Source organism: Aeromicrobium sp. S22 (assembly GCF_009661045.1).
GTDB classification, from domain to species: domain Bacteria; phylum Actinomycetota; class Actinomycetes; order Propionibacteriales; family Nocardioidaceae; genus Aeromicrobium; species Aeromicrobium yanjiei.
In genome coordinates this window covers 575083-597221 of sequence record NZ_WJWV01000002.1, presented here as the reverse complement: position 1 = coordinate 597221, position 22139 = coordinate 575083, and the positions used below count along the sequence as shown (strand labels likewise).

General features: G+C 71.0%; 23 protein-coding genes. 22 read left to right on the top strand and 1 reads right to left on the bottom strand.

Translation table 11 applies throughout. The features are described 5' to 3' along the window. The first annotated feature begins 157 nt into the window (after positions 1-157). Positions 158-3694, top strand: coding sequence for a DNA polymerase III subunit alpha (dnaE, locus tag GEV27_RS11490; RefSeq protein WP_153652401.1), 3537 nt, complete (start codon positions 158-160; stop codon positions 3692-3694). A 13-nt stretch (positions 3695-3707) separates the two neighbouring features. Next, positions 3708-4244: a hypothetical protein gene (locus GEV27_RS11485; RefSeq protein ID WP_153652402.1), complete on the top strand. Its 537-nt coding sequence runs from the start codon at positions 3708-3710 to the stop codon at positions 4242-4244. Here the strand turns inward: GEV27_RS11485 and ybaK are convergent. Further along, positions 4241-4732: a Cys-tRNA(Pro) deacylase gene (ybaK, locus tag GEV27_RS11480; RefSeq protein WP_279586768.1), complete on the bottom strand. Its 492-nt coding sequence runs from the start codon at positions 4730-4732 to the stop codon at positions 4241-4243. The two genes, GEV27_RS11485 and ybaK, sit on opposite strands and share 4 nt — an antisense overlap. 34 nt (positions 4733-4766) lie before the next feature. Between ybaK and hisD the strand changes: the two genes are divergently transcribed. The 20 genes from hisD to GEV27_RS11380 all read left to right on the top strand — a co-directional run bounded on the left by hisD (position 4767) and on the right by GEV27_RS11380 (position 22106). Further along, a complete protein-coding gene (gene hisD, locus GEV27_RS11475; protein WP_243838995.1) occupies positions 4767-6095 on the top strand; it encodes a histidinol dehydrogenase in 1329 nt (442 codons plus the stop codon). After that, positions 6095-7171: a histidinol-phosphate transaminase gene (locus GEV27_RS11470; RefSeq protein ID WP_153911465.1), complete on the top strand. Its 1077-nt coding sequence runs from the start codon at positions 6095-6097 to the stop codon at positions 7169-7171. The genes hisD and GEV27_RS11470 overlap by 1 nt, the downstream gene beginning before the upstream one ends. Next, positions 7168-7791 (top strand): imidazoleglycerol-phosphate dehydratase HisB, encoded by a 624-nt coding sequence (gene hisB, locus GEV27_RS11465; RefSeq protein WP_153911464.1) that lies wholly within the window; start codon positions 7168-7170, stop codon positions 7789-7791. The genes GEV27_RS11470 and hisB overlap by 4 nt, the downstream gene beginning before the upstream one ends. Then, positions 7788-8423 (top strand): imidazole glycerol phosphate synthase subunit HisH, encoded by a 636-nt coding sequence (hisH, locus tag GEV27_RS11460; protein WP_153652406.1) that lies wholly within the window; start codon positions 7788-7790, stop codon positions 8421-8423. The genes hisB and hisH overlap by 4 nt, the downstream gene beginning before the upstream one ends. A gap of 64 nt (positions 8424-8487) precedes the next feature. Then, positions 8488-9213 (top strand): bifunctional 1-(5-phosphoribosyl)-5-((5-phosphoribosylamino)methylideneamino)imidazole-4-carboxamide isomerase/phosphoribosylanthranilate isomerase PriA, encoded by a 726-nt coding sequence (gene priA, locus GEV27_RS11455; RefSeq protein ID WP_153652407.1) that lies wholly within the window; start codon positions 8488-8490, stop codon positions 9211-9213. A gap of 3 nt (positions 9214-9216) precedes the next feature. Beyond that, the gene (locus GEV27_RS11450) at positions 9217-9750 is read left to right on the top strand and encodes a DUF1707 domain-containing protein (protein ID WP_153934367.1); all 534 of its coding nucleotides are present in this window, start codon (positions 9217-9219) and stop codon (positions 9748-9750) included. A 155-nt stretch (positions 9751-9905) separates the two neighbouring features. Beyond that, positions 9906-10667 carry an imidazole glycerol phosphate synthase subunit HisF gene (gene hisF / locus GEV27_RS11445; protein WP_309222199.1) on the top strand — a complete coding sequence of 254 codons (762 nt, stop codon included), beginning with the start codon at positions 9906-9908 and terminating at the stop codon, positions 10665-10667. Then, positions 10657-12528, top strand: a complete 1872-nt coding sequence (locus GEV27_RS11440; RefSeq protein ID WP_309222198.1) for an ABC transporter ATP-binding protein — start codon at positions 10657-10659, stop codon at positions 12526-12528. Before hisF ends, GEV27_RS11440 begins: the two co-directional genes overlap by 11 nt. Further along, on the top strand, positions 12525-14363 hold the full coding sequence (locus GEV27_RS11435) for an ABC transporter ATP-binding protein (RefSeq protein ID WP_153911461.1): 1839 nt from the start codon (positions 12525-12527) through the stop codon (positions 14361-14363). Before GEV27_RS11440 ends, GEV27_RS11435 begins: the two co-directional genes overlap by 4 nt. After that, on the top strand, positions 14360-14725 hold the full coding sequence (gene hisI / locus GEV27_RS11430; protein WP_153911460.1) for a phosphoribosyl-AMP cyclohydrolase: 366 nt from the start codon (positions 14360-14362) through the stop codon (positions 14723-14725). The genes GEV27_RS11435 and hisI overlap by 4 nt, the downstream gene beginning before the upstream one ends. After that, a complete protein-coding gene (locus GEV27_RS11425; RefSeq protein ID WP_194944188.1) occupies positions 14722-15303 on the top strand; it encodes a Trp biosynthesis-associated membrane protein in 582 nt (193 codons plus the stop codon). The genes hisI and GEV27_RS11425 overlap by 4 nt, the downstream gene beginning before the upstream one ends. A 42-nt stretch (positions 15304-15345) precedes the next feature. Further along, positions 15346-15549, top strand: a complete 204-nt coding sequence (locus tag GEV27_RS11420; protein ID WP_153652413.1) for an HGxxPAAW family protein — start codon at positions 15346-15348, stop codon at positions 15547-15549. A 42-nt stretch (positions 15550-15591) separates the two neighbouring features. Continuing rightward, entirely contained in the window at positions 15592-16287 is a 696-nt protein-coding gene (locus GEV27_RS11415) for an RDD family protein (RefSeq protein WP_153934360.1), read from the top strand. Positions 16288-16290: 3 nt separating this feature from the next. Beyond that, the gene (locus GEV27_RS11410) at positions 16291-16716 is read left to right on the top strand and encodes a DUF2752 domain-containing protein (protein WP_153934358.1); all 426 of its coding nucleotides are present in this window, start codon (positions 16291-16293) and stop codon (positions 16714-16716) included. 87 nt (positions 16717-16803) lie between these two features. Next, a complete protein-coding gene (gene trpC / locus GEV27_RS11405; protein ID WP_153934356.1) occupies positions 16804-17613 on the top strand; it encodes an indole-3-glycerol phosphate synthase TrpC in 810 nt (269 codons plus the stop codon). A gap of 68 nt (positions 17614-17681) precedes the next feature. Next, entirely contained in the window at positions 17682-18908 is a 1227-nt protein-coding gene (gene trpB, locus GEV27_RS11400) for a tryptophan synthase subunit beta (RefSeq protein WP_153911457.1), read from the top strand. Further along, the gene (gene trpA / locus GEV27_RS11395; protein WP_153934354.1) at positions 18905-19702 is read left to right on the top strand and encodes a tryptophan synthase subunit alpha; all 798 of its coding nucleotides are present in this window, start codon (positions 18905-18907) and stop codon (positions 19700-19702) included. Before trpB ends, trpA begins: the two co-directional genes overlap by 4 nt. A 2-nt stretch (positions 19703-19704) precedes the next feature. Next, positions 19705-20559: a prolipoprotein diacylglyceryl transferase gene (gene lgt / locus GEV27_RS11390; protein ID WP_194944187.1), complete on the top strand. Its 855-nt coding sequence runs from the start codon at positions 19705-19707 to the stop codon at positions 20557-20559. Continuing rightward, a complete protein-coding gene (locus tag GEV27_RS11385) occupies positions 20559-21356 on the top strand; it encodes a UbiA family prenyltransferase (RefSeq protein ID WP_153934350.1) in 798 nt (265 codons plus the stop codon). The genes lgt and GEV27_RS11385 overlap by 1 nt, the downstream gene beginning before the upstream one ends. 18 nt (positions 21357-21374) lie before the next feature. Next, positions 21375-22106: a VIT1/CCC1 transporter family protein gene (locus GEV27_RS11380; protein ID WP_153911454.1), complete on the top strand. Its 732-nt coding sequence runs from the start codon at positions 21375-21377 to the stop codon at positions 22104-22106. Positions 22107-22139: the final 33 nt, after the last annotated feature.

Here is a 22139-nt window from a genome sequence, read left to right as displayed (position 1 = left end):
CGGGTCGCTCGGGCTACCGCAAACCCTCATCGTCGGTCCCCACGGGGGCTTTTCCCTGGGGCGGCGGGGTGCGTACGGCGTGCCGTCGGTTCTCGTCGGGACCCTCGACTAGGCTGTAGATCTTCCCCCCAGACCGCGCCGAGGAGGCCTTTTTTCGATGTCGAGTGACTCGTCATTCGTGCACCTGCACGTCCACACGGAGTACTCGATGCTCGACGGCGCGGCTCTCCTCGACGGGCTCTTCGAACGCACCGCGGAGCTGGGCATGCCGTCGATCGCGATGACCGACCACGGCAACCTGCACGGCGCCTACGACTTCTACAGCAAGGCCAAGGCGCACGGGGTCAAGCCGATCATCGGCATGGAGGCCTATCTCACGCCCAACATCCCGCGGCACGAGAAGAAGGCCGTGCTGTGGAACAAGGGCGCCCGGGACGCCGACGTCGCGGGCCGCGGCGCGTACACGCACATGACGCTGCTCTCGGAGACCACCGAAGGCATGCACAACCTGTTCCGCATCGGCTCCTACGCGAGCCTCGAGGGCCAGTACCGCAAGCCCCGTGCCGACCGTGACCTGCTGCAGCGCTACGGCAAGGGCCTGATCGCGACGACTGGCTGCCCGTCCGGGGAGATCCAGACCTGGCTGCGCATCGGCAACTACGAGAAGGCGCGTGCCTCGGCCGCCGAGTTCCAGGACATCTTCGGCAAGGAGAACTTCTTCCTCGAGCTGATGGACCACGGCCTCGAGATCGAGCGCACGGTCCGCGACGGGCTGCTGCGACTCAAGGCCGATCTCGACCTGCCTGCCATCGCGACCAACGACTCGCACTACACGAGCCCCGAGGACGCCGAGGCGCACTCGGCCCTGCTGTGCGTCCAGTCCGGCAGCACCCTGACCGACCCCAACCGCTTCAAGTTCGACTCCAACGACTTCTACATCAAGTCCGCCGCCGAGATGCGCGACCTGTGGGAGGACCGGTTCGACCTCAAGGAGGCGTGCGACAACACGCTCCTGATCGCCGAGCGGTGCAATGTCGAGTTCACCGAGTCCAACGGTGGCTACATGGCTCGCGCCGACATCCCCGACGGGGAGACCGAGGAGAGCTGGTTCGTCAAGGAGGTCTGGCGGGGCATCGAGAGCCGCTACCCCGGCGACAAGCTGACCGACGAGGTTCGCGCCCGCACCGAGATGGAGCTCGACGTCGTCCGCACCAAGGGCTACTGCGGCTACTACCTCGTGGTCGCCGACTTCATCAACTGGGCCAAGGACAACGGCATCCGGGTCGGCCCGGGGCGTGGATCGGGTGCGGGCTCGATCGCCGCGTACGCGCTGCGCATCACCGACCTGTGCCCGCTCACGCACGGCCTGATCTTCGAGCGCTTCCTCAACCCCGAGCGCCCCTCGATGCCCGACTTCGACATCGACTTCGACGAGCGCCGCCGCAGCGAGGTCATCCGCTACGTCAGCAACAAGTACGGCGAGGAGCGCGTCGCGATGATCGCGACGTTCGGCCGGCTCAAGTCCAAGGCCGCGATCAAGGACGCCGCCCGCGTCATGGACTACCCGTTCTCGCACGGTGAGCGCATCACCAAGGCGCTCCCGGCCGACATCATGGGCAAGGGCGTGACCCTCAAGGGCCTGTTCGACAAGAACGACAAGCGCTACGGCGACGGCGGTGACTTCCGCAAGCTCCACGACGAGGACGCGGACGTTCGCAAGATCTACCAGACCGCCCTCGGCCTGGAGGGCCAGATCCGTCAGTGGGGCGTCCACGCCGCCGGCGTCATCATGTCCAGCGATCCCTTGATCGACATCGTGCCGATCATGAAGCGCGAGCAGGACGGCGCGATCATCACCCAGTTCGACTACCCGATGTGCGAGGCGCTCGGGCTGGTCAAGATGGACTTCCTGGGCCTGCGCAACCTCACGGTCCTCGACGACGCGCTGATCAACATCAAGCGCAACCGGGGCATCGACCTGGTCCTGGAGGACCTCGACTTCGAGGACCAGGCGACGTACGACCTGCTCGCCCGCGGTGACACGCTCGGGGTGTTCCAGCTCGACGGCGGGCCGATGCGTGCGCTCCTGCGCAGCATGAAGCCCGACAAGTTCGAGGACATCTCGGCCGTCGGCGCGCTCTACCGCCCCGGACCGATGGGCGCGGACTCGCACAACAAGTACGCCCGCCGCAAGAACGGCCGCGAGCCGATCGACCCGATCCACCCCGAGCTGGAGAAGCCGCTGGAGACGGTGCTGGGGGAGACCTACGGCCTGATCGTCTATCAGGAGCAGGTCATGGAGATCGCCCAGGTGCTCGCCGGGTTCTCCCTCGGACAGGCCGACAACCTGCGTCGCGCGATGGGCAAGAAGAAGAAGTCCGAGCTGGACAAGCAGTACGCAGGCTTCCAGCAGGGCATGCTCGAGCGGGGCTACTCGCAAAAGGCGATCACGACGCTGTGGGACATCCTGCTCCCGTTCTCGGACTACGCCTTCAACAAGGCGCACTCCGCGGCGTACGGCGTCATCTCCTACTGGACGGCCTATCTCAAGGCCAACTACCCGGCCGAGTACATGGCGGCGCTGCTGACCAGCACGCGCGTCGACAAGGACAAGTCGGCGATCTACCTCAACGAGTGCCGTCGCATGGGCATCAAGGTGCTCCCGCCCGACGTCAACGAGTCGGTCTCCAACTTCGCCTCCGTGGGCCCCGACATCCGCTTCGGCCTGGGCGCGATCCGCAACATCGGCGAGAACGTCGTCGCGGGCATCGTGGAGGGGCGCACGACGGGCGGCCCCTACGCGGACTTCAACGACTTCCTCGACAAGGTCCCGACGCTCGTGTGCAACAAGCGCGTGCTGGACTCGCTCATCAAGGCCGGGGCCTTCGACTCCCTCGGGCACCGTCGGCGCGCGCTGACGACCGTGGCGGAGGAGGGCGTCGACCTCTACATCGACCTCAAGCGGCAGGCCGCGATCGGCCAGGACTCGCTGTTCGGCGGCGGCGACGACGTCTTCACGGGCGGCCGGGTCGAGGTGCCCGAGACGATGCCGGAGTGGGAGAAGACGCAGCTGCTCGCCTTCGAGCGCGACATGCTCGGCCTCTACGTCTCGGACCACCCGCTGCAGGGCCTCGAGCACGTGCTCCGGGCGAGCAGCGACTCCACGATCGGCGACCTGCTCACCAACACCGATCTGCCCGACGGCAGCACGATCCGCATCTGCGGGCTCATCACCGGCGTGCAGCGGCGGATGAGCAAGAAGGGCGACCCCTGGGCCTCGATCACGATCGAGGACCTCGAGGGCGGCATCGAGGTCATGGTGTTCCCAGGTGCCTACCAGCTCGCGATGCCGGTGCTCGTGCCCGACACGATCGTCGTGGTCAAGGGCCGCGTGCGCCGCAAGGACGAGGGCATCGAGCTCAACGCCCTCGAGGTCACGATGCCCGCGATGGGGTCCGGCGGCCCCGAGCGTCCGCTCGTCGTGACCCTCCCGGTGGCCCGCTGCACCGCCGACACGATCGGCACCTTCAAGCAGGTGCTGTCGGCCCATCCCGGCATGTCCGAGGTGCACCTGCGGCTCGTCGGCAACGGGACGACCAAGGTCATGCGGCTCGACGACAGCCTGCGTGTGGCACAGTCGTCGTCGTTGATCGCCGACCTCAAAGAGCTGCTGGGTCCCCATTGCCTGTCCTGAGCCCGTGCCCGTCGTGAGCGAACCCTCGCTCCCCACCTCGAACCCGCCGCGGGTGACCCCGGCGGTGCCTCGGCGCGTCGTGCTCGCGGCCGTCGTCATGCTGCTGCTCGGTGTCGTGGGCGGTCTCGTGTGGGTCTGGCTGGCCGATCCGGCCCAGTGGCAGGTCACCTCCCGCGGGATCGTCATGTCCGAGTCCGAGTCGCAGGGGCAGTTCGGCGTGATCGTGGTGTTCGTGGCGATCGGTGCCGTGGTCTCGCTCGGATGGGGCTGGGTCACCGGCCGGCGGCTCGAGGAGCTCGGCTGGGTCCTCACCCCGTTCGTGGTGGTCGTGACGGTGCTCGCGGCGCTCCTGGCCTGGCGCATCGGGGTCGAGCTCGGTCCGCCCGACCCGGCCACGGTCGCGAGGCCGTCCGTCGGCGACCGCATCCCGGCCCAGCTGAAGATCGACGGGATCGTCCCGTTCCTCGTGTGGCCGATCTTCGGCCTGATCGGTCTGGTCGGTGCCGTCTGGTCGACCCGCCGGGAGCCGGACCCCGCGACGTACGCCTAGCGCGCGATGCGGGCGGTGACCGCTCCGGTCACCCGCACGAGATCCTCAGGTCGCACCTCGGCCTCGAGCCCACGACGTCCGCCCGAGACGAAGACCGTCTCCCACCGCGAGGCTGACCGGTCGACGACCGTGCGGTGCTGCTTCTTCTGCCCGACGGGGGAGATCCCGCCGATGACGTAGCCCGTGGCCCGCTGGGCCTGCGCCGCGTCGGCCATCTGCGCCCGTTTGCCGCCCAGGGCCTCCGCGAGGGCCTTGAGGTCCAGCGAGCCCATCACGGGGACGACGCCGACGCAGAGCTCTCCGTCGACGACCGCCATGAGGGTCTTGAAGACCCGGGCCGGCTCCACGCCGAGGGCGCGCGCCGCCTCCATGCCGAACGACTCCGCGCGCGGGTCGTGGACGTACGAGTGGGGGGTGAAGTCGATGCCGGCACGGTGGAGCATGACGAAGGCCGGTGTCGCGTCTGCGGGCTTCTGGTTGGCGGCCACAGCCTTACCGTAGTGCGTCCGTAGACTTGATGGTGTGATGAGACGTCTCGACCTTCGTGAGCTCGACCCCTCTGCCGACGAGGCCCCCGCGGTCTACAGCGCTGCCGTGCCACGTGCGGCCGTCGACGTCGAGCATGCGCTGGCGGCCGTCCGCCCGATCTGCGACGACGTGCGCAGGCGCGGCACCCAGGCGGTGCTGGACGCGGGCGAGAAGTTCGACGGCGTACGTCCGGAGCAGCTCCGGGTCCCGGCAGCCGCGCTGAGTGACGCGCTCGCAGACCTGGCGCCCGAGATCCGCGCCGCGCTGGAGGAGTCGATCCGCCGGTTGCGCCAGACCTGCGCCGCCGAGCTCGAGCAGTCGCTGGTCACCGACGTCGCCCCGGGTGCGACGGTCGAGCGGCGGATCGTGCCGATGCAGCGCGTCGGCCTCTACGTCCCGGGTGGCCTCGCGCCCCTCGTCAGCACCGTGATCATGAACGCGGTCCCCGCCCAGGTCGCGGGCGTGCCCGGCATCGCGTTGGCCAGCCCGCCGCAGTCCGAGTTCGGCGGACTGCCGCACCCCACGATCCTCGCGGCGTGCGCCCTGCTCGGCATCGACGAGGTCTACGCGGCCGGAGGCGCCCAGGCGCTCGCGATGTTCGCGTACGGCGCGTCGTCCGACGACGGTGTCGACTGCCGCCCGGTCAACCTCATCACGGGTCCCGGCAACATCTACGTCGCAGCGGCCAAGCGCCACCTGCAGGGCACCGTCAGCATCGACTCCGAGGCGGGCCCCACGGAGATCGCGATCATCGCCGACGACACCGCCGACCCCGCGTTCATCGCGGCCGACCTGATCAGCCAGGCCGAGCACGATCCCATGGCCGCGAGCGTCCTGATCACCGACAGCGAGGTGCTCGCGACGGCGGTCGAGGTGGAGGTGGACCTGCAGGTCGAGGACGCCAAGCACGCCGACCGCATCACCACGGCCCTCGACGGCCCGCAGTCGGCGACCGTCCTGGTCCGCGACCTCGACCAGGCCGTCGACGTCGCGAACGGCTACGCCGCCGAGCACCTGGAGATCCAGACCGCCGACGCGGGCCAGGTCGCGGCCCGGATCGTCAACGCCGGCGCGATCTTCGTGGGCTCGCACACCCCGGTGTCGCTCGGCGACTACGCGGCCGGCTCCAACCACGTCCTGCCGACGGCGGGCTGCGCGTGCCACTCCTCGGGTCTGTCGGTGCGGGCGTTCTGCAAGAACATGCACGTCGTGACCTACTCCGAGGCGGCGCTGCGTGAGGTGGGCGACCACGTCGTCACGCTGGCCGAGGCCGAGAACCTGCCCTCGCACGGCGCGGCCGTGTCGATCCGGACGTCGCGCTGATGCCCGTTCCCGACTGGGTCCCGATCCGCGAGGAGCTCCGGGACGACGAGCCGTACGGTGCGCCCCAGCTCGACGTGCCCGTCCAGCTCAACACCAACGAGAATCCCTACGGCCCGAGCGAGGAGACCGCCCGCGACATCGCGGACTCCGTGCTGCGCGTCGCGACGACGCTCAACCGCTATCCCGACCGCGAGGCGACCGAGCTGCGGACGTCGCTGGCGGCGTACCTGGGCCACGGGCTCACCGCCGACCGGGTGTGGGCCGCGAACGGCTCCAACGAGGTCATGCAGCAGGTGCTGCAGGCGTTCGGCGGGCCCGGCCGCACCGCGGTGTCGTTCGCGCCGACGTACTCGATGTATCCCGAGTACGCCCGCAACACGCACACCCGCTGGGTCGCGGGGCGTCGCCGCGACGACTTCGGGATCGACGTCGACGCGGCCCTCGAGCTGATCGCCGCCGAGAAGCCGGACGTCGTGATCCTGACGTCGCCCAACAACCCGACCGGCTCGGCGCTGGACCCCGCGCACACGCGGGCGGTGCTGGAAGCGGCCCCTGGCGTCGTCGTGGTCGACGAGGCGTACGCGGAGTTCCGCCGCGACGGGACGCCCAGCGCGCTCGAGCTGCTCGAGGAGTTCCCGCGGCTGCTGGTGACCCGCACGATGAGCAAGGCATTCGCGCTGGCCGGAGGCCGCCTCGGCTACGTCGCCGCGGACGCCGCGATCATCGACGCACTGCGCATCGTCCGGCTGCCGTACCACCTGTCCGCGGTCAGCCAGGCGGCCGCGACCGCCGCGCTGCGTCACCGGGACGAGCTGCTGGCCCAGGTCGACGCCCTGCGCACGACCCGCGACGAGACCGCCGACTGGCTGCGCGCCGAGGGCTTCGAGGTCGCTGACTCCGACGCCAACTTCATCTTGTTCGGCCGGTTCGAGGACCGGCACCAGGTCTGGCAAGGGCTGCTGGACCGCGGGGTGCTGATCCGTGAGGTCGGGCCCCTAGGATGGCTACGCGTGTCGATCGGCACGCCACAGGACATGCAGGCATTCAGGACGGCACTCCAGGAGGTGACCCGATGACGCTTCGCAAGACATCCCGCGAGGCCCGCACAGCGCGCATCGAGCGGAAGACCTCCGAGTCGCACGTCGTGGTCGAGGTCGACCTCGACGGCACCGGGGCCAACGACATCTCGACCGGTGTCGGCTTCTACGACCACATGCTCACGGCGTTCTCCCGGCACTCGTTGATCGACCTCACGGTCAGGACCGAGGGCGATCTGCACATCGACGCCCACCACACGGTCGAGGACACGGCGATCTGCCTCGGACAGGCGCTGCGCGAGGCGCTCGGCGACAAGGCAGGCATCAAGCGCTACGGCGATGCGCTCGTGCCGCTCGACGAGTCGCTCGCCCAGGCCGTCGTCGACGTGTCGGGCCGTCCCTATTTCGTGCACTCGGGTGAGCCCGAGCGCCAGATCACCGCGATCATCGGCGGGCAGTACTCCGGCTCGCTGACCGCGCACGTCCTGGAGTCGATCGCGCACCACGCGGCGGTCACGATGCACGTACGCCTGGTCGAGGGTCGCGATCCGCACCACATCGCCGAGGCGCAGTTCAAGGCTGTGGCGCGCGCGTTCCGGGAGGCGATCGCCCTCGACCCGCGTGAGTCCGGCGTGCCGTCGACGAAGGGTGCGTTGTGACCCGTCCCCGGGTGGCAGTGCTGGACTACGGATCGGGCAACCTCCGGTCGGCGGTGCGCGCGGTCGAGCGCGCCGGTGCCGAGGTCGAGCTGACCGCCGATGCCCGCGTGGCCGCGGAGGCGGACGGCCTGCTGGTCCCGGGCGTGGGGGCGTTCGAGTCCTGCATGAAGGGGCTCGAGGCGGTCGACGGCGTCCGCATCATCGAGCGTCGGCTGATCGCCGGTCGTCCGGTGCTGGGCATCTGTGTCGGCATGCAGATCCTGTTCGCGGAGGGCATCGAGCACGGCGTGCGGACCAAGGGCTGCGGCGAGTGGCCCGGGGTCATCGAGCGCTTGCAAGCCCCGATCGTGCCCCACATGGGCTGGAACACGGTCGAGCCGGGCGAGGGATCGCGCATGTTCGCGGGCCTGGAGGACGAACGGTTCTACTTCGTGCACTCCTACGGGCTGCGCGACTGGGTGCTGTCGCAGCCGCCGGCGTTCCCCGACCCTCAGGTGACCTGGACCGAGTACGCCGAGGAGCGCTTCGTCTCGGCGGTCGAGCACGGTCCGCTGTGGGCGACGCAGTTCCACCCCGAGAAGTCCGGCGACGCGGGCCTGCGCCTGCTGCAGAACTGGCTCGCGACGCTCTAGGCCCGCCGTCCGCCCGATCCGGGCGGGGCGGGGGACCGCTCGGGCGACAGATAGCATCGCCTGCGTGACCCTCGAACTCCTTCCCGCCGTCGACGTCGCCGATGGACAGGCCGTGCGCCTCGTCCAGGGCGAGCTCGGCAGCGAGACCGCCTACGGATCCCCGCTCGACGCCGCCCTGCAGTGGCAGACCGACGGAGCGGAGTGGATCCACCTCGTGGATCTCGACGCCGCATTCGGCAAGGGCTCCAACCGTGAGCTGCTGGCCGAGGTCGTCGGGCGCCTCGACGTCAAGGTCGAGCTGTCCGGCGGCATCCGCGACGACGCGTCCCTCGAGGCCGCGCTCGCGACCGGCTGCACCCGCGTGAACCTGGGCACCGCCGCGATCGAGAACCCCGACTGGTGCGCCAAGGCCATCGGCCAGTACGGCGATCGCATCGCCGTGGGCCTGGACGTGCGCGGCACGACCCTCGCGGCCCGCGGGTGGACCGAGGAGGGCGGCGACCTGTTCGAGGTGCTCGCCCGCCTCGAGCGCGACGGCTGCGCCCGCTACGTGGTCACCGACGTCACCAAGGACGGCACGCTGACCGGTCCCAACCTCGACCTGCTGCGCCAGGTCTGCGAGCAGACCGACAAGCCGGTCGTGGCGTCCGGCGGCGTCTCCAGCCTGCAGGACCTGCGGGACATCGCGACCCTGACGGGTGTCGGCGTCGAGGGCGCGATCGTCGGCAAGGCGCTGTACGCCGGTGCGTTCACCCTGCCCGAGGCCCTGGCCGCGGTCCGGGAGAGCTGACCCGTGGCGGCCGCCGACGTCTGGTTGACGTTCTCGGCCGACCCGCGCGAGTCCGCCTCGGCCGACCTGAAGGCGTCCGACGCCGACCGGGACGTCGCGGCCGCCGCCCTGCGCGAGGCCTACGCCGACGGCCGGCTCACCCGCGACGAGTACGACGACCGCAGCTCGACGGCGCTCGGCGTCCGCTCGATCGGCGGCTTCCTGCCGCTCCTCGTCGACCTCTTCCCGTCCGGGCCGGCGCCGGTCCCCGCCGTCTCGACCCAGCTGCGCTCCGAGGCGCTCGTGACGTACCGCCGCGATCTGCGGGACGCGCGCAACGGCTGGCTGTTCGTGTCGGGCCTGTGCACGGCCATCTGGGCTGCCACGAGCGCCGCCGCGGGCGAGCTCCTGTTCTTCTGGCCGGTGTTCCCGTCGCTCGGTGTCGGCATCGGCTACGCCTCGACGAGGCTCAACGCCGAGTCCCGGATCGAGGCGATCGAGGACAAGCTGGCCGAGTCCCGCCGAGCCCGCCGACGCGACGACGACTCGCCCAGCTGACCGCCCGTCGCGAGCGACCGATCTTTCGGCGTTTGCGTAGCCCTAGCACCGCGAACGCACAAAGATCGGTGACACCGGCGACGGACGTTTCGGCGTTTGCGTAGCCCCCGCACCGCGAACGCATAAAGATCGGTCGGCCCCGGTAGGCTCGTCCGGTGAGCCTCTCGGTCCGTGTCATCCCGTGCCTGGACGTCGACAACGGTCGCGTCGTCAAGGGCGTCAACTTCGTCGACCTGCGTGATGCGGGCGATCCCGTGGAGATGGCGAAGGTGTACGACGCCGAGGGCGCCGACGAGCTGACCTTCCTCGACATCACGGCCTCGTCGGGCAATCGCAGCACGACGTTCGACGTCGTGGGTCGCACCGCCGACCAGGTGTTCATCCCGCTCACGGTCGGCGGCGGTGTCCGCACCCCCGACGACGTGGACCGGCTGCTGAGGGCCGGCGCCGACAAGGTGGGCATCAACACCGCGGCGATCGACCGGCCCGAGGTCATCGCCGAGATCGCGCACCGCTTCGGCAGCCAGGTCCTGGTGCTGAGCGTGGACGCGCGCCGGTCCGACGAGCAGCCGAGCGGCTTCGAGGTCACGACCCACGGTGGGCGCAGGTCCGCGGGGATCGACGCGGTCGAGTGGGCCCGCCGGGCCACCGAGCTCGGCGCCGGCGAGGTGCTGCTCAACTCGATGGACGCCGACGGGACGAAGGACGGCTTCGACCTGGAAATGATTCGGGCGGTCCGTGACGTTACACAGGTGCCGCTCATCGCGAGTGGTGGCGCCGGACGCCTGGAGCACTTCCCCGAAGCGATCGAGGCCGGCGCCGACGCCGTGCTCGCCGCGAGTGTGTTCCACTTCGGCGACCTGACCATCGGACAGGTGAAAGAGACCTTGCGAGCTGCTGGACACCGTGTCCGTTAACGACACGACCAAGACGACCGACCCCACCGACCCCCTCGAGGCCGACCCGACCTCCGGGCCGCGCGACCGCGACCTCGGCGACGCCCGGACCGACAAGATCACCCGGCGCGGGTTCGCGCTGCTCGGGCGCGGCATCAAGGAGCAGCGGTTCCTGTTCTGGGTGTCGGTCATCGGCAGCGTGCTGTTCGGCTTCATGACCGTCGCGGACGCCCGCGTCCTCGGTTGGGCGACCGACAACGTGATCCGTCCGTCGTTCGCCCGCGGCGACGTCGCCGAGGGGGCGCTCGTCGCGGCCATCTCGCTGTTCATGGCGGTCGCGATCCTGCGGGCGCTCGGCATCGTGGCCCGCCGCCTCATCGGCGGGATCGTCTACTACCGCCTCGTCGCGGAGTACCGCCGGCGGGTCACCCGCCAGTACCTCTCCCTGCCGATGTCGTGGCACCACCGGCACCCGACCGGACAGCTGCTGTCCAACGCGAACGCCGATGTCGAGGGTGCGTGGGCGGTCTTCATGCCCCTGCCCATGGCGATCGGCGTCATCGCGATGCTCGTCGCGGCCATCGCCGAGATGGTCCGCGCCGACCTCGTCCTGACCCTCGTGGGGCTCGTCGTGTTCCCGGCCCTGTTCATCATCAACGTCTTCTACCAGCGCTGGCTCTCGCCCAAGGTCGCCCACGCGCAGTCGCTGCGGGGCTCGGTCAGCGCCGTCGCGCACGAGTCGTTCGACGGTGCGCTCGTCGTGAAGTCGCTCGGCCGCGAGACCGACGAGACCGACCGCTTCCGCGAGGTCTCGCACGAGCTGCGGGACGCCAACATCGCCGTGGGTCGCATCCGCAGCGTGTTCGACCCGTTGCTCGAGGCGCTGCCCAACATCGGCATCCTGATGGTCATCGTGCTCGGCGTCGGCCGGGTCGCGAGCGGCGCGGCCGACCCGGGCGACGTCGTGGCGGTGGCCTACCTGTTCACGGTCGTGGCCTTCCCGGTCCGCGCGATCGGCTGGGTGCTCGGCGAGCTGCCTCGCAGCGTCGTCAGCTGGGAGCGGGTCGAGGCGGTGCTGCAGGAGCGCGGCTCGATGCCGTACGGCACGCAGACCCTGCCGGGTGACGGGCCCGTGCGCCTTGACGTCGAGGACCTGACGTTCCGCTTCGACGACGCGGACCGCGACGTCCTGCGGCACATCTCGTTCGACGTCCAGCCCGGCCGGGTCGTCGCGGTCGTGGGTGCGACCGGCAGCGGCAAGAGCACGCTGACCTCGCTGCTCACCCGTCTGGTCGATCCGCAGGGCGGACGCATCGCGGTGGACGGCGTCGACATCCGCGAGCTGACGCACGACGAGCTGGCTCGGGTCATCGCGGTCGTCCCGCAGGGCACGTTCCTGTTCGACGACAGCGTGCGCGAGAACATCACGCTCGGCGCCGACTACTCCGACGACGAGGTCTGGGCAGCGCTCCGCACGGTCCAGGCCGCCGACTTCGTCGCCGCCCTGCCGCGCGGGCTCGACTCCGAGCTGGGGGAGCGCGGCACGACGCTGTCGGGCGGCCAGCGCCAGCGGCTCTCGCTCGCCCGCGCACTGGTCCGTCACCCGCGCCTGCTCGTGATGGACGACGCCACGAGCGCGGTCGACCCCGAGGTCGAGCAGCGCATCCTCAAGGCCCTCGCGGCCCACACGTCGGACGGTGAGGGCCCGACGGTCCTCGTGGTCGCCTACCGCAAGGCCACGATCGCGCTGGCCGACGAGGTGGTGTTCCTCGACGAGGGCGCGATCGCCGCGCGCGGCAGCCACGACGAGCTGGTCGAGGCCTCGCCCGACTACCGCAATCTCGTCAACGCCTACGACCAGGCGAGGGAGGCACAGTCATGAGCACGGTCGACGATCTCCCCGAGATCGAGTCCAGCCGCCTGAGCGGCACCGCGATCATCCGGCGGGGGCTCGCGCTGTCACCCGCGATCAAGGACGGGCTCGGCTTCACGATCGTGCTCGCGATCCTCAGCACCGTGGGCGGATCGGTCATCCCGATCCTGATCCAGCGCACGGTCGACTCCGGGCTCGGCGACGGCGCCGACACCGGCGTCGGCGACATCGCCGGCTTCCTGATGATCGCCGCGATCCTGGTCCTGTCCACCGCCGCGGTGGCCTACTGGATGCGCATCAGGCTGTTCAAGGCCAGCGAGACGGGCCTGGCCCAGATGCGCGTGGACGCCTTCCGCCACGTGCACGACCTGTCGATGCTGACGCAGAACTCCGAACGCCGGGGCGTGCTCGTCTCCCGCGTGACGTCCGACATCGACCAGGTGTCGCAGTTCCTGCAGTTCACGGGCATCCAGATCGTGGTGAGCATGGGCCAGATCCTCGTCGCGACGGCCATCATGGCGTACTACTCGTGGCAGCTCACGATCGTCGTGCTGGTCTGCTTCCTGCCGCTGGCGATCAGCCTCAAGTGGTTCGCGCAGCGCCTCAGCGACGCGTACGACATCGTGCGGCGCACGGTCGGCGAGATGATCGCCGTGATCGCCGAGCCCGTGGTCGGCGCCTCGGTCGTGCGTGCGTACGCGATCGAGAAGCGCACCCAGGACCGCGTCGACGAAGGCATCAAGGGCAACCTCGACGCCAACGTCAAGGCCCAGAAGCTCGTCGCGGTCACGTTCGCGGCGTCCGGCGTCGCGGGTGGGCTCGCGATCGGCGCGGTCGTCGCGTTCGGCGTGATCCTGGGCGTGGCCGGTGACCTGTCCATGGGCACGGTCATCGCGTTCGCGTTCCTCGTCGGCCTGTTCGTGGGTCCGGTGCAGACTGCGACGCAGGTGCTGACCGACGCCCAGAACGCGATCGCGTCGTGGCGCCGGGTGATCGACCTGCTCGACACCCCCGCCGACGTCGTCGACCCCGGTCCCGCGGGTCGTCCGCTGCCCGGCGGATCACTCAGCGCCCGCTTCGACGGTGTCACGTTCGCCTACCCGGGCGGTCCGCCGGTCCTCACGGGCGTCGACGTCGAGATCGCCCCGCGCCAGCGGGTCGCGGTCGTGGGGGAGACCGGCTCGGGCAAGACGACGTTCGCCAAGCTGCTGACCCGCCTGATGGACCCCACCGAGGGGGTCGTGAGCCTCGGCACGAGCGGCGGGACCTGGCAGGACATCAGCGACGTGTCGTTCGCCGACCTGCGACGGCACGTCCTGATGGTGCCGCAGGAGGGCTTCCTGTTCGACGCCACGCTGCGCGAGAACCTGCTCTACGGCCGCCAGGACGCGAGCGACCGCGAGCTCGTCGCCGTGATCGACGAGCTCGAGCTGACCGACTGGTTCGCGGGCCTGCCCCACGGCCTCGACACCCAGGTCGGGCAGCGCGGCGAGTCGCTGTCGGCGGGGGAGCGCCAGCTGGTCGCTCTCGTGCGCTCGGCCCTGGCCGATCCGCAGCTCATCGTGCTCGACGAGGCCACGAGCGCAGTCGACCCGCAGACCGAGCTCCGGGCGACCCGGGCGCTCGACAAGCTGCTGGACGGCCGTTCGAGCGTGACGATCGCCCACCGGTTGTCGACCGCGGAGAACGCGGACCGGGTGCTCGTCTTCGACGCGGGCCGGCTCGTCGAGGACGGCAGCCATGCCGAGCTCGTCGACGCGGGCGGGGTGTACGCCCGACTGCATGCGAGCTGGGTCGCGCAGGCCTCGATCTCGGGCTCGCAGGCCGTGACGGAGGCGTCATGACCTCACCTGAGACACTGGGTCCCGTGCCCAGCCTCGATCCCGCCATCGCCGACCGTCTCAAGCGTGACGCCGACGGGCTCGTGCCCGCGGTCGTCCAGGACGCGACCAGCCGCGACGTGCTGATGGTCGGCTGGATGGACGACGAGGCGCTGCACCGCACGCTCACCACCGGGCGCGGCACGTTCTGGAGCCGCAGCCGCCAGTCCTACTGGGTCAAGGGCGAGACCTCGGGGCACGTCCAGCACGTCCGCGAGGTCAGGCTCGACTGCGACGGCGACACCCTGCTCGTCGTCGTGGACCAGACCGGTCCCGCCTGCCACACCGGCGACCTCACCTGCTTCGACGCGGACCGCCTGCTGTGACCCCCCGGCGGCTCTACGGCCCGGTGGTCCTCGTGACGCTGGCCGCGGGCGGGCTCGCCTTCTTCGCCGCGGCGCGCACGTGGGCGGATGCGAAGCTGTCGTCCGAGGGACTGCCGCCCTCGACGGTCGGTGTGTCCGGCACGGACGCGGAGCCGCTCGTCTCGGCGCTCGCCCTGGTCGTCGTCACCGCTGCGCTGGCCGTCCTGGCGGCGGGGCCGCGCCTGCGCCGTGTGGTCGGCGCCCTGACGATGCTGGTGTCGGTCCTGGCCGTGGTGGTGGCCCCGCCGTCGGGCAGCGACGCCCTCGACCGGGCGCTGCGCAAGGCCGCGGAGGAGTCCCCGTCGTTCACCGGACCGGAGTCGATCGGCGACATCTCGTCCACCCCGTGGTACGCCGTCACGGTGCTTGCGTTCGTCGTGGCCTTCCTGCTGGGCGCAGCGACGATCCGGTGGGCCGGGGCCTGGCCCACGATGGGGCGGCGCTACGAGGCGCCCGCTGCCCGCGCTGCCGGGACCGAGGAGGTCTCCGACAGCGACATGTGGAAGGCGATGGACGAGGGGCAGGATCCCACCCAGTAGTCTGGGCCGCGAGTTCCATCACCGCCCGAGGAGAGTTGTCCCATGCACGGATCATCGCCAGCCGCCTGGACCGGAGTCATCTTGTGCCTCCTCGGCATCACGATCGGCGGCGTCGCTCTGATCCCCGAGCCCCGCTGGATCATGTTCTGGATCGGCGTGGGCATCACCCTCGCCTCCGGCATCGTGGGCTGGGCCATGGCCGCAGCGGGCTTCGGCGTCGACCGCGCCGAGCACTCCCACAACTGACCTTCGCTCGTTCACCCCCGCCGACGGATCTGAGGCCCTCCCATGACCGAATACCCGCAGTACCCCCAGTACCCCGGTGAGGACGGTCCCCAGGGCCAGCCGCAGCAGCCGCCGCAGCCGCCCAACGGCCCCGGGCAGGGTCAGGCCCCGCCGCCCCCGCCCGGGTACGGCCAGCAGCCGCCCGCGTACGGCCAGCCCCCCGCATACGGCCAGGCTCCGGGCTACGGCCAGCCGCCGACGTACGGTCAGCCGCCCCAGGGCTACGGTCCGCGTCCGTTCGCGAGCTGGGGCTCACGGGTGGGTGCCTACCTGCTCGACGGCCTCATCGGCGCGGCTGTCGCGCTCGTCCCGCTGATCGCGGGCTTCATCGTGATCGCCGCGACCGGCACCGAGCGCACCGACTACGCGGGCAACACGACCATCGAGGGTGCCAACCCCCTCGGCTACGTGCTGCTGGGCCTGGGCTACCTCGCCGCGTTCGTCTTCGCGCTGTGGAACTACGTGTTCCGGCAGGGACGCACCGGCCAGTCGCTGGGCAAGAAGATCGTGGGCATCAAGGTCGTCAAGGAGCAGACCGGCGAGCCCATGGGCGCCGGCCTGGCCCTCGGCCGCTACCTGCTGAACACGATCCTGACGACCATCACCTGCTACATCAACGTGCTGTGGCCGCTGTGGGACGACAAGAAGCAGGCCCTGCACGACAAGGTCGTGTCGACGGTCGTCGTCTCCGCGAACTGACCCATGGCGGTCCCGGTCCCAGCCGCCCGCGAGCCGGTCCACCCCCTGGTGGCACCGGTGGCGGTCGCGGCTGCCGGGACCGCCGCGGCAGTCCTGCTGCACCTGCGCGACCCGCACGACTCCGGCACGTACGGCTTCTGCCCGTTCCTGGCGCTGACCGGCCAGCCGTGCCCGGGGTGCGGCGGGCTCCGCGCGGTCAACGACCTCACCCGCGGCGACCTGGTCGGAGCGCTCAGCAGCAATGCGCTGGCCGTCGTCCTGGTCGCCGTGCTGGCGGTCGCCTGGGTGCTGTGGGTCGTGCGCCGGTCCACGGGGCGACGCGACCGCATGATCGTGCTCGGCAAGGGCTCGGGCGCGGCGGTGCTGGGCGTCCTCGCGGTGTTCACGGTCGTGCGGATGACCCCGTGGGGCAGCTGGCTCGCGCCCTGAGTGCGGTCTGTACACAACCCGGGGTCCATGGGAACCCGGGTCGGGATACCCTTGAACGACAGGACCATCGACCGCAGAGGAGGATCCATGTCAGTGCTCGACGAGATCCTGGTCGGTGTGGCCGAGGACCTGGAGACGCGCATGGCCGCGACCAGCCTCGAAGACCTCAAGCAACAGGCGTCGCGCCAGCCCCCTGCGCTGGACCCGATGCCGGCCTTCCGGTCGGACGGCGTCTCGGTGATCGCCGAGGTCAAGCGGTCGAGCCCCAGCGAGGGCAGACTCGCGACCATCAAGGATCCTGCCGCGCTGGCGACGGACTACGCCGCAGGCGGTGCCGCAGCGATCAGCGTGCTGACCGAGGAGCGCCGTTTCGGCGGCACGCTGGCCGACCTGCGCGCGGTCCGCGGCACGGTCGACGTCCCGCTGCTGCGCAAGGACTTCATCACGACCTCCTATCAGCTGTGGGAGGCGCGCGCGGCCGGCGCCGACATGGCGCTGCTCATCGTCGCGGCCCTCGAGCAGATCGCGCTGGAGAGCCTCATCGAGCGGGCGCGGTCGATCGGCCTGACCCCCCTGGTGGAGGTCAACGACGAGGCCGAGGTCAAGCGCGCGGTCGACGCCGGCGCCAACCTGATCGGCGTCAACGCCCGCAACCTCAAGACGCTCGAGGTCGACCGTGGCACGTTCGAGCGCCTCGCCCCCCTCATCCCCGACACCGCGGTCAAGGTCGCGGCCTCGGGTGTGCGCGGTCCGCGGGACGTCATCGACTACGCCAAGTCCGGCGCCAACGTCGTGCTGGTCGGCGAGACCCTCGTCCGCGGCGACGACCCCCGGGCCAGCGTCGCGGACCTCGTCGCGGCCGGCGCCCATCCCGCGCTTCAGCAGCACCGCTGGTAGTGGCGTCACCGTGCTGCGGTGACGCGCCTTCGTCCGCCCGCCGCTGCCCCTGACCCCTCTGAGGACACATGACCTACGCACAGCCCGACACCACCGGCCACTTCGGACGCTTCGGCGGCCGCTTCATGCCCGAGGCGCTCATCGCGCCGCTCGACGAGCTCGACCGGGCCTGGACCGAGGCGAAGGCGGATCCGGCCTTCATGACCGAGCTCGACCGGATGCTCCGCGAGTACGCCAACGTGCCGAGCCCGCTGTACGAGGCGCACCGCTTCTCCGAGGCCGCGGGCGCGCGCATCCTGCTCAAGCGCGAGGACCTCAACCACACCGGCGCCCACAAGATCCGCAACGTGATCGGGCAGGCGCTGCTCGCCAAGCGCATCGGCAAGCCGCGCGCGATCGCCGAGACCGGGGCCGGTCAGCACGGGGTCGCCTCCGCGACGGCCTGCGCGTACCTCGACCTGGAGTGCACGGTCTACATGGGCGAGGTCGACACCGAGCGGCAGGCCCTCAACGTCGCGCGCATGCGGATGCTGGGCGCCGAGGTCATCCCCGTCACGAGCGGCAGCCGCACGCTCAAGGACGCGATCAACGAGGCCCTGCGCGACTGGGTCGCGAGTGTCGACACCACGTCGTACCTGTTCGGCACGGCCGCGGGACCGCACCCGTTCCCCAGCATGGTGCGTGACCTGACCCGCGGCATCGGCGACGAGGCCCGGCGGCAGGTGCTGGCCCTCGACGGCCGGCTGCCCGACGCGGCCGTCGCGTGCGTCGGCGGCGGCTCCAACGCGATCGGCCTGTTCACCGCCTTCATCGACGACGCGGACGTCCGTCTGGTCGGCATCGAGGCCGGCGGCGACGGCGTCGAGTCCGGTCGTCACGCCGCGACGATCACGGGCGGCGACGTCGGCGTGCTGCACGGTGCGCGGTCGTTCCTGCTGCAGGACGAGGACGGCCAGACCGTCGAGTCGCACTCGATCTCCGCAGGCCTGGACTATCCGGGTGTCGGCCCCGAGCACTCGTTCCTGGCCGACACGGGCCGCGCGTCGTACGTGCCGGCGACCGACGCGGCCGCGATGTCGGCGTTCGACCTGCTGTGCAAGACCGAGGGCATCATCCCCGCGATCGAGTCGGCGCACGCACTGGCCGGCGCGCTCGACCTGGCCAAGGAGCTCGGGCCGGACGCGACGATCCTGGTCAACCTCTCGGGCCGCGGCGACAAGGACGTGCACACCGCCGCGGAGTACTTCGGGCTGATCGATGAGCCGGTCGTCCTGGAGCAGGGGGTCGAGGAATGAGCGCGATCGACGAGCTCTTCGCACGCACGCGCAGCGAGGACCGCGCCGCACTGGTCGGCTACCTCCCGGCCGGATTCCCGTCCAAGGAGCTGTCCGTCCGCGCGATCGAGGCCATGGTCGAGGGGGGAGTGGACCTCGTCGAGGTGGGCCTTCCCTACAGCGACCCCGTGATGGACGGCCCCGTCATCCAGGCCGCTGCCGACCAGGCGCTGCTCGGTGGCACCCGGCCCGCCGACGTCCTGGACGTCGTGCGCGCCAGCGCCGCGACCGGCGCACCGACCGTCGTCATGACCTACTGGAACCCCGTCGAGCGCTACGGGGTCGACCGCTTCGCCGCCGACCTCGCCGCCGCGGGAGGGTCGGGGCTCATCACGCCCGACCTGATCCCCGACGAGGGCGCCGAGTGGGTCGCAGCGTCGCACGCCCACGGCCTCGACCGGATCTTCCTGGTCGCGCCGTCGTCGACCGATGAGCGGCTGCAGATGACCGTCGAGGCCGCCAGTGGATTCGTCTACGCGACGGCCGTCATGGGCGTCACGGGCGCCCGCGACCAGACCAGCTCGCTCGGCGAGGAGCTCGTCGGCCGGGTCAAGAAGGTCACCGACAAGCCGGTCGGCGTGGGGCTGGGCGTCTCCAACGGCACCCAGGCGCACGAGATCGCGGCCTACGCAGATGCTGTCATCGTCGGGTCAGCCCTCGTACGCTGTCTGCTGGACGCCGAGACCGAGTCCGCCGGGCTCGAGGCGATCCGCGCCCTGGCGCAGGACCTGCGCGCCGGCGTCGAGAGGAGCTGACGATGCTCGCGTACATCCCGAGCCCCTCCGAGGGCGTGTGGCACCTCGGACCGCTGCCGCTCCGGGCGTACGCGCTGGGCATCATCATCGGCGCCCTCGTGGCGATCTGGATCGGCGAGCGCCGCTTCCAGGCGCGCGGGGGACGTGCGGGCATCATCGGCGACGTTGCGATCTGGGCGATCCCGTTCGGCATCGTCGGAGCGCGGATCTATCACGTCGCGACCGATCCCGAGCTCTACTTCGGCGAGGGCCGCAACGCCCTCGACGTCTTCCTCATCTGGAAGGGTGGCCTGGGCATCTGGGGCGCCGTCGCGGGAGGCGCGCTCGGGGCGTACATCGCGTGCCGCCGGTACGGCGTCTCGTTCTCGGCCGTCGCCGACGCGCTCGCCCCTGCGCTGCTCGTCGCCCAGGCGATCGGCCGGATCGGCAACTACTTCAACCAGGAGCTGTTCGGCAAGCCGACGGATCTGCCCTGGGCGCTGGAGATCTCCCCGGAGCACCGCCCGTCGGGCTACCTCGACCAGGCGACGTTCCACCCCACGTTCCTCTACGAGCTGTTGTGGAACCTTGCCGCAGCGGCGCTGATCATCGCGATCGATCGCAAGTTCAGGCTGACCAACGGTCGCGCGTTCGCGCTCTACGCGATGCTCTACACCGCTGGTCGGTTCTGGATCGAGCAGCTGCGCATCGACGAGGCCAACCACATCGCACTGTTCGGTGCGGACGTGCGGTTCAACGTCCTGACGTCGGTGGTCGTGTTCCTCCTCGCCCTCACGTGGTTCGTCGTGGCGCGCAAGCGGCCCGCCGCGCCCGCGGACGAGGGAGTCGTGCAGGACGTGCGTTCCGACCGGGACTGATGTCCGTCCCAGGGGCGCTGGTCCGCTCCAGCCACCCCGAGCCCGCGCTCGCCGTGACCCTCGTGGCGATGCTGCTCGCGACGACGTGGGACGCCTCGCCGGGCACGGCGCTGCTGATCGGCGTCGCAGCGCTCACGGGCCAGCTGACCGTGGGCTGGACCAACGACCTGGTGGACCTGGACCGCGACCGACGAGCGGGCCGACAGGACAAGCCGATCGCGACCGGCGAGCTGCGACCCGGGGTCGTGCTCGCCGCCGTGACGGTCGCGGTGGTCGCCACGGTCGTGGCCTCGCTGGCCCTCGGCGTCCTCCCCGGCACGCTGCACCTTGCTCTGGTGGCGGGGGGCTGGGCGTACAACCTCGGGCTCAAGCGCACGGTGCTGTCGTGGCTGCCGTACGCGGCGTGCTTCGGGGGGCTGCCGGTCGTGGTGTCGCTCGCATCGCGGGACGAGCCCGGCCCGTGGTGGACCGTCGCCGCCGGCGCGCTGCTGGGCACCGGCGCGCACCTCGTCAACGCGGTGCCGGACCTCGAGGACGACCGGCTCACCGGCGTCCGGGGGCTGCCCCACCGGCTCGGGGCCCGTCGCTCGATCGACGTCGCGACCGCCCTGCTCCTGATCGGCACGGTCGTGACGGTCGTGGTGCCAGTCCGTGGGCTCGATCCTGTGGCGGTCGTCGCGCTCGTCGCGGCCGGTGCCCTGGCGCTGGCGGGGCGGACGTCGTCCGGCCGCGGCCCCTTCCGGGCGGCCATCGGCATCGCGCTCGTGGACGTCGTGGCGCTCCTGCTCCGCACCTGAGGCGAGTAGCGTCGGACCATGACCGATGACCCAGCACCGCTGCCGGATCCCGGGCAGGTCGGGCACGAGCACCCCGACGTCAACGGCGGATGGCTGCGACCGGCGGTGTTCGGCGCGATGGACGGGCTGGTCTCCAACTTCGCCCTGATGATGGGCGTGGTGGGCGGCACCGCCGAGTCCGGCACCCAGCCCGTGGTCCTGGCCGGGCTCGCGGGACTGGCCGCCGGAGCGTTCTCGATGGCGGCGGGGGAGTACACCTCGGTCGCGAGCCAGCGTGAGCTCGCCCTCGCCCAGGTCGAGATCGAGCGCGACGAGATCCGGCTGAACCGGGCGGCGGAGGAGGCCGAGCTCGCGGCGGTGTTCGTCGACAACGGGGTCGACGAGGAGCTCGCCCGCGCGATCGCCAAGGAGATCCACGACGATCCCGAACGGGCCCTCAAGGTCCACGCACGGGAGGAGCTCGGGGTCGACACCGACGAGCTGGCCTCGCCGAGGCTCGCAGCCGTCTCGTCCTTCTTCGCCTTCGCGGTGGGCGCGCTCATCCCGCTGCTGTCCTATCTCGTCGGCATCGAGAGCGCCTGGCCCGCGATCGTGCTGTCGCTGCTCGGCCTGTTCGGGTGCGGCGCCCTCGTGACCCGGGTGACCTCGCGGACGTGGTGGTACGGCGGGCTCCGACAGCTCGTGCTCGGCGGCGCCGCTGCCGGACTGACGTACCTCATCGGCGAGGGGGTCGGTGCGTCGCTCGGCTGACCGATTGTCTCGATAGGGTGGGGTCCCACCCTG

What these genes read in the sequence shown, in the direction of transcription:
- GEV27_RS11420 (WP_153652413.1), top strand. Translation starts at nt 15,346, where the DNA reads ATGCACGGATCATCGCCAGCCGCCTGGACCGGAGTCATCTTGTGCCTC.
- trpB (WP_153911457.1), top strand. Translation starts at nt 17,682, where the DNA reads ATGACCTACGCACAGCCCGACACCACCGGCCACTTCGGACGCTTCGGC.
- GEV27_RS11470 (WP_153911465.1), top strand. Translation starts at nt 6,095, where the DNA reads ATGCCCGTTCCCGACTGGGTCCCGATCCGCGAGGAGCTCCGGGACGAC.
- GEV27_RS11380 (WP_153911454.1), top strand. Translation starts at nt 21,375, where the DNA reads ATGACCGATGACCCAGCACCGCTGCCGGATCCCGGGCAGGTCGGGCAC.
- trpA (WP_153934354.1), top strand. Translation starts at nt 18,905, where the DNA reads ATGAGCGCGATCGACGAGCTCTTCGCACGCACGCGCAGCGAGGACCGC.
- dnaE (WP_153652401.1), top strand. Translation starts at nt 158, where the DNA reads ATGTCGAGTGACTCGTCATTCGTGCACCTGCACGTCCACACGGAGTAC.
- lgt (WP_194944187.1), top strand. Translation starts at nt 19,705, where the DNA reads ATGCTCGCGTACATCCCGAGCCCCTCCGAGGGCGTGTGGCACCTCGGA.
- GEV27_RS11435 (WP_153911461.1), top strand. Translation starts at nt 12,525, where the DNA reads ATGAGCACGGTCGACGATCTCCCCGAGATCGAGTCCAGCCGCCTGAGC.
- GEV27_RS11385 (WP_153934350.1), top strand. Translation starts at nt 20,559, where the DNA reads ATGTCCGTCCCAGGGGCGCTGGTCCGCTCCAGCCACCCCGAGCCCGCG.
- GEV27_RS11415 (WP_153934360.1), top strand. Translation starts at nt 15,592, where the DNA reads ATGACCGAATACCCGCAGTACCCCCAGTACCCCGGTGAGGACGGTCCC.
- trpC (WP_153934356.1), top strand. Translation starts at nt 16,804, where the DNA reads ATGTCAGTGCTCGACGAGATCCTGGTCGGTGTGGCCGAGGACCTGGAG.
- GEV27_RS11410 (WP_153934358.1), top strand. Translation starts at nt 16,291, where the DNA reads ATGGCGGTCCCGGTCCCAGCCGCCCGCGAGCCGGTCCACCCCCTGGTG.
- hisI (WP_153911460.1), top strand. Translation starts at nt 14,360, where the DNA reads ATGACCTCACCTGAGACACTGGGTCCCGTGCCCAGCCTCGATCCCGCC.
- hisB (WP_153911464.1), top strand. Translation starts at nt 7,168, where the DNA reads ATGACGCTTCGCAAGACATCCCGCGAGGCCCGCACAGCGCGCATCGAG.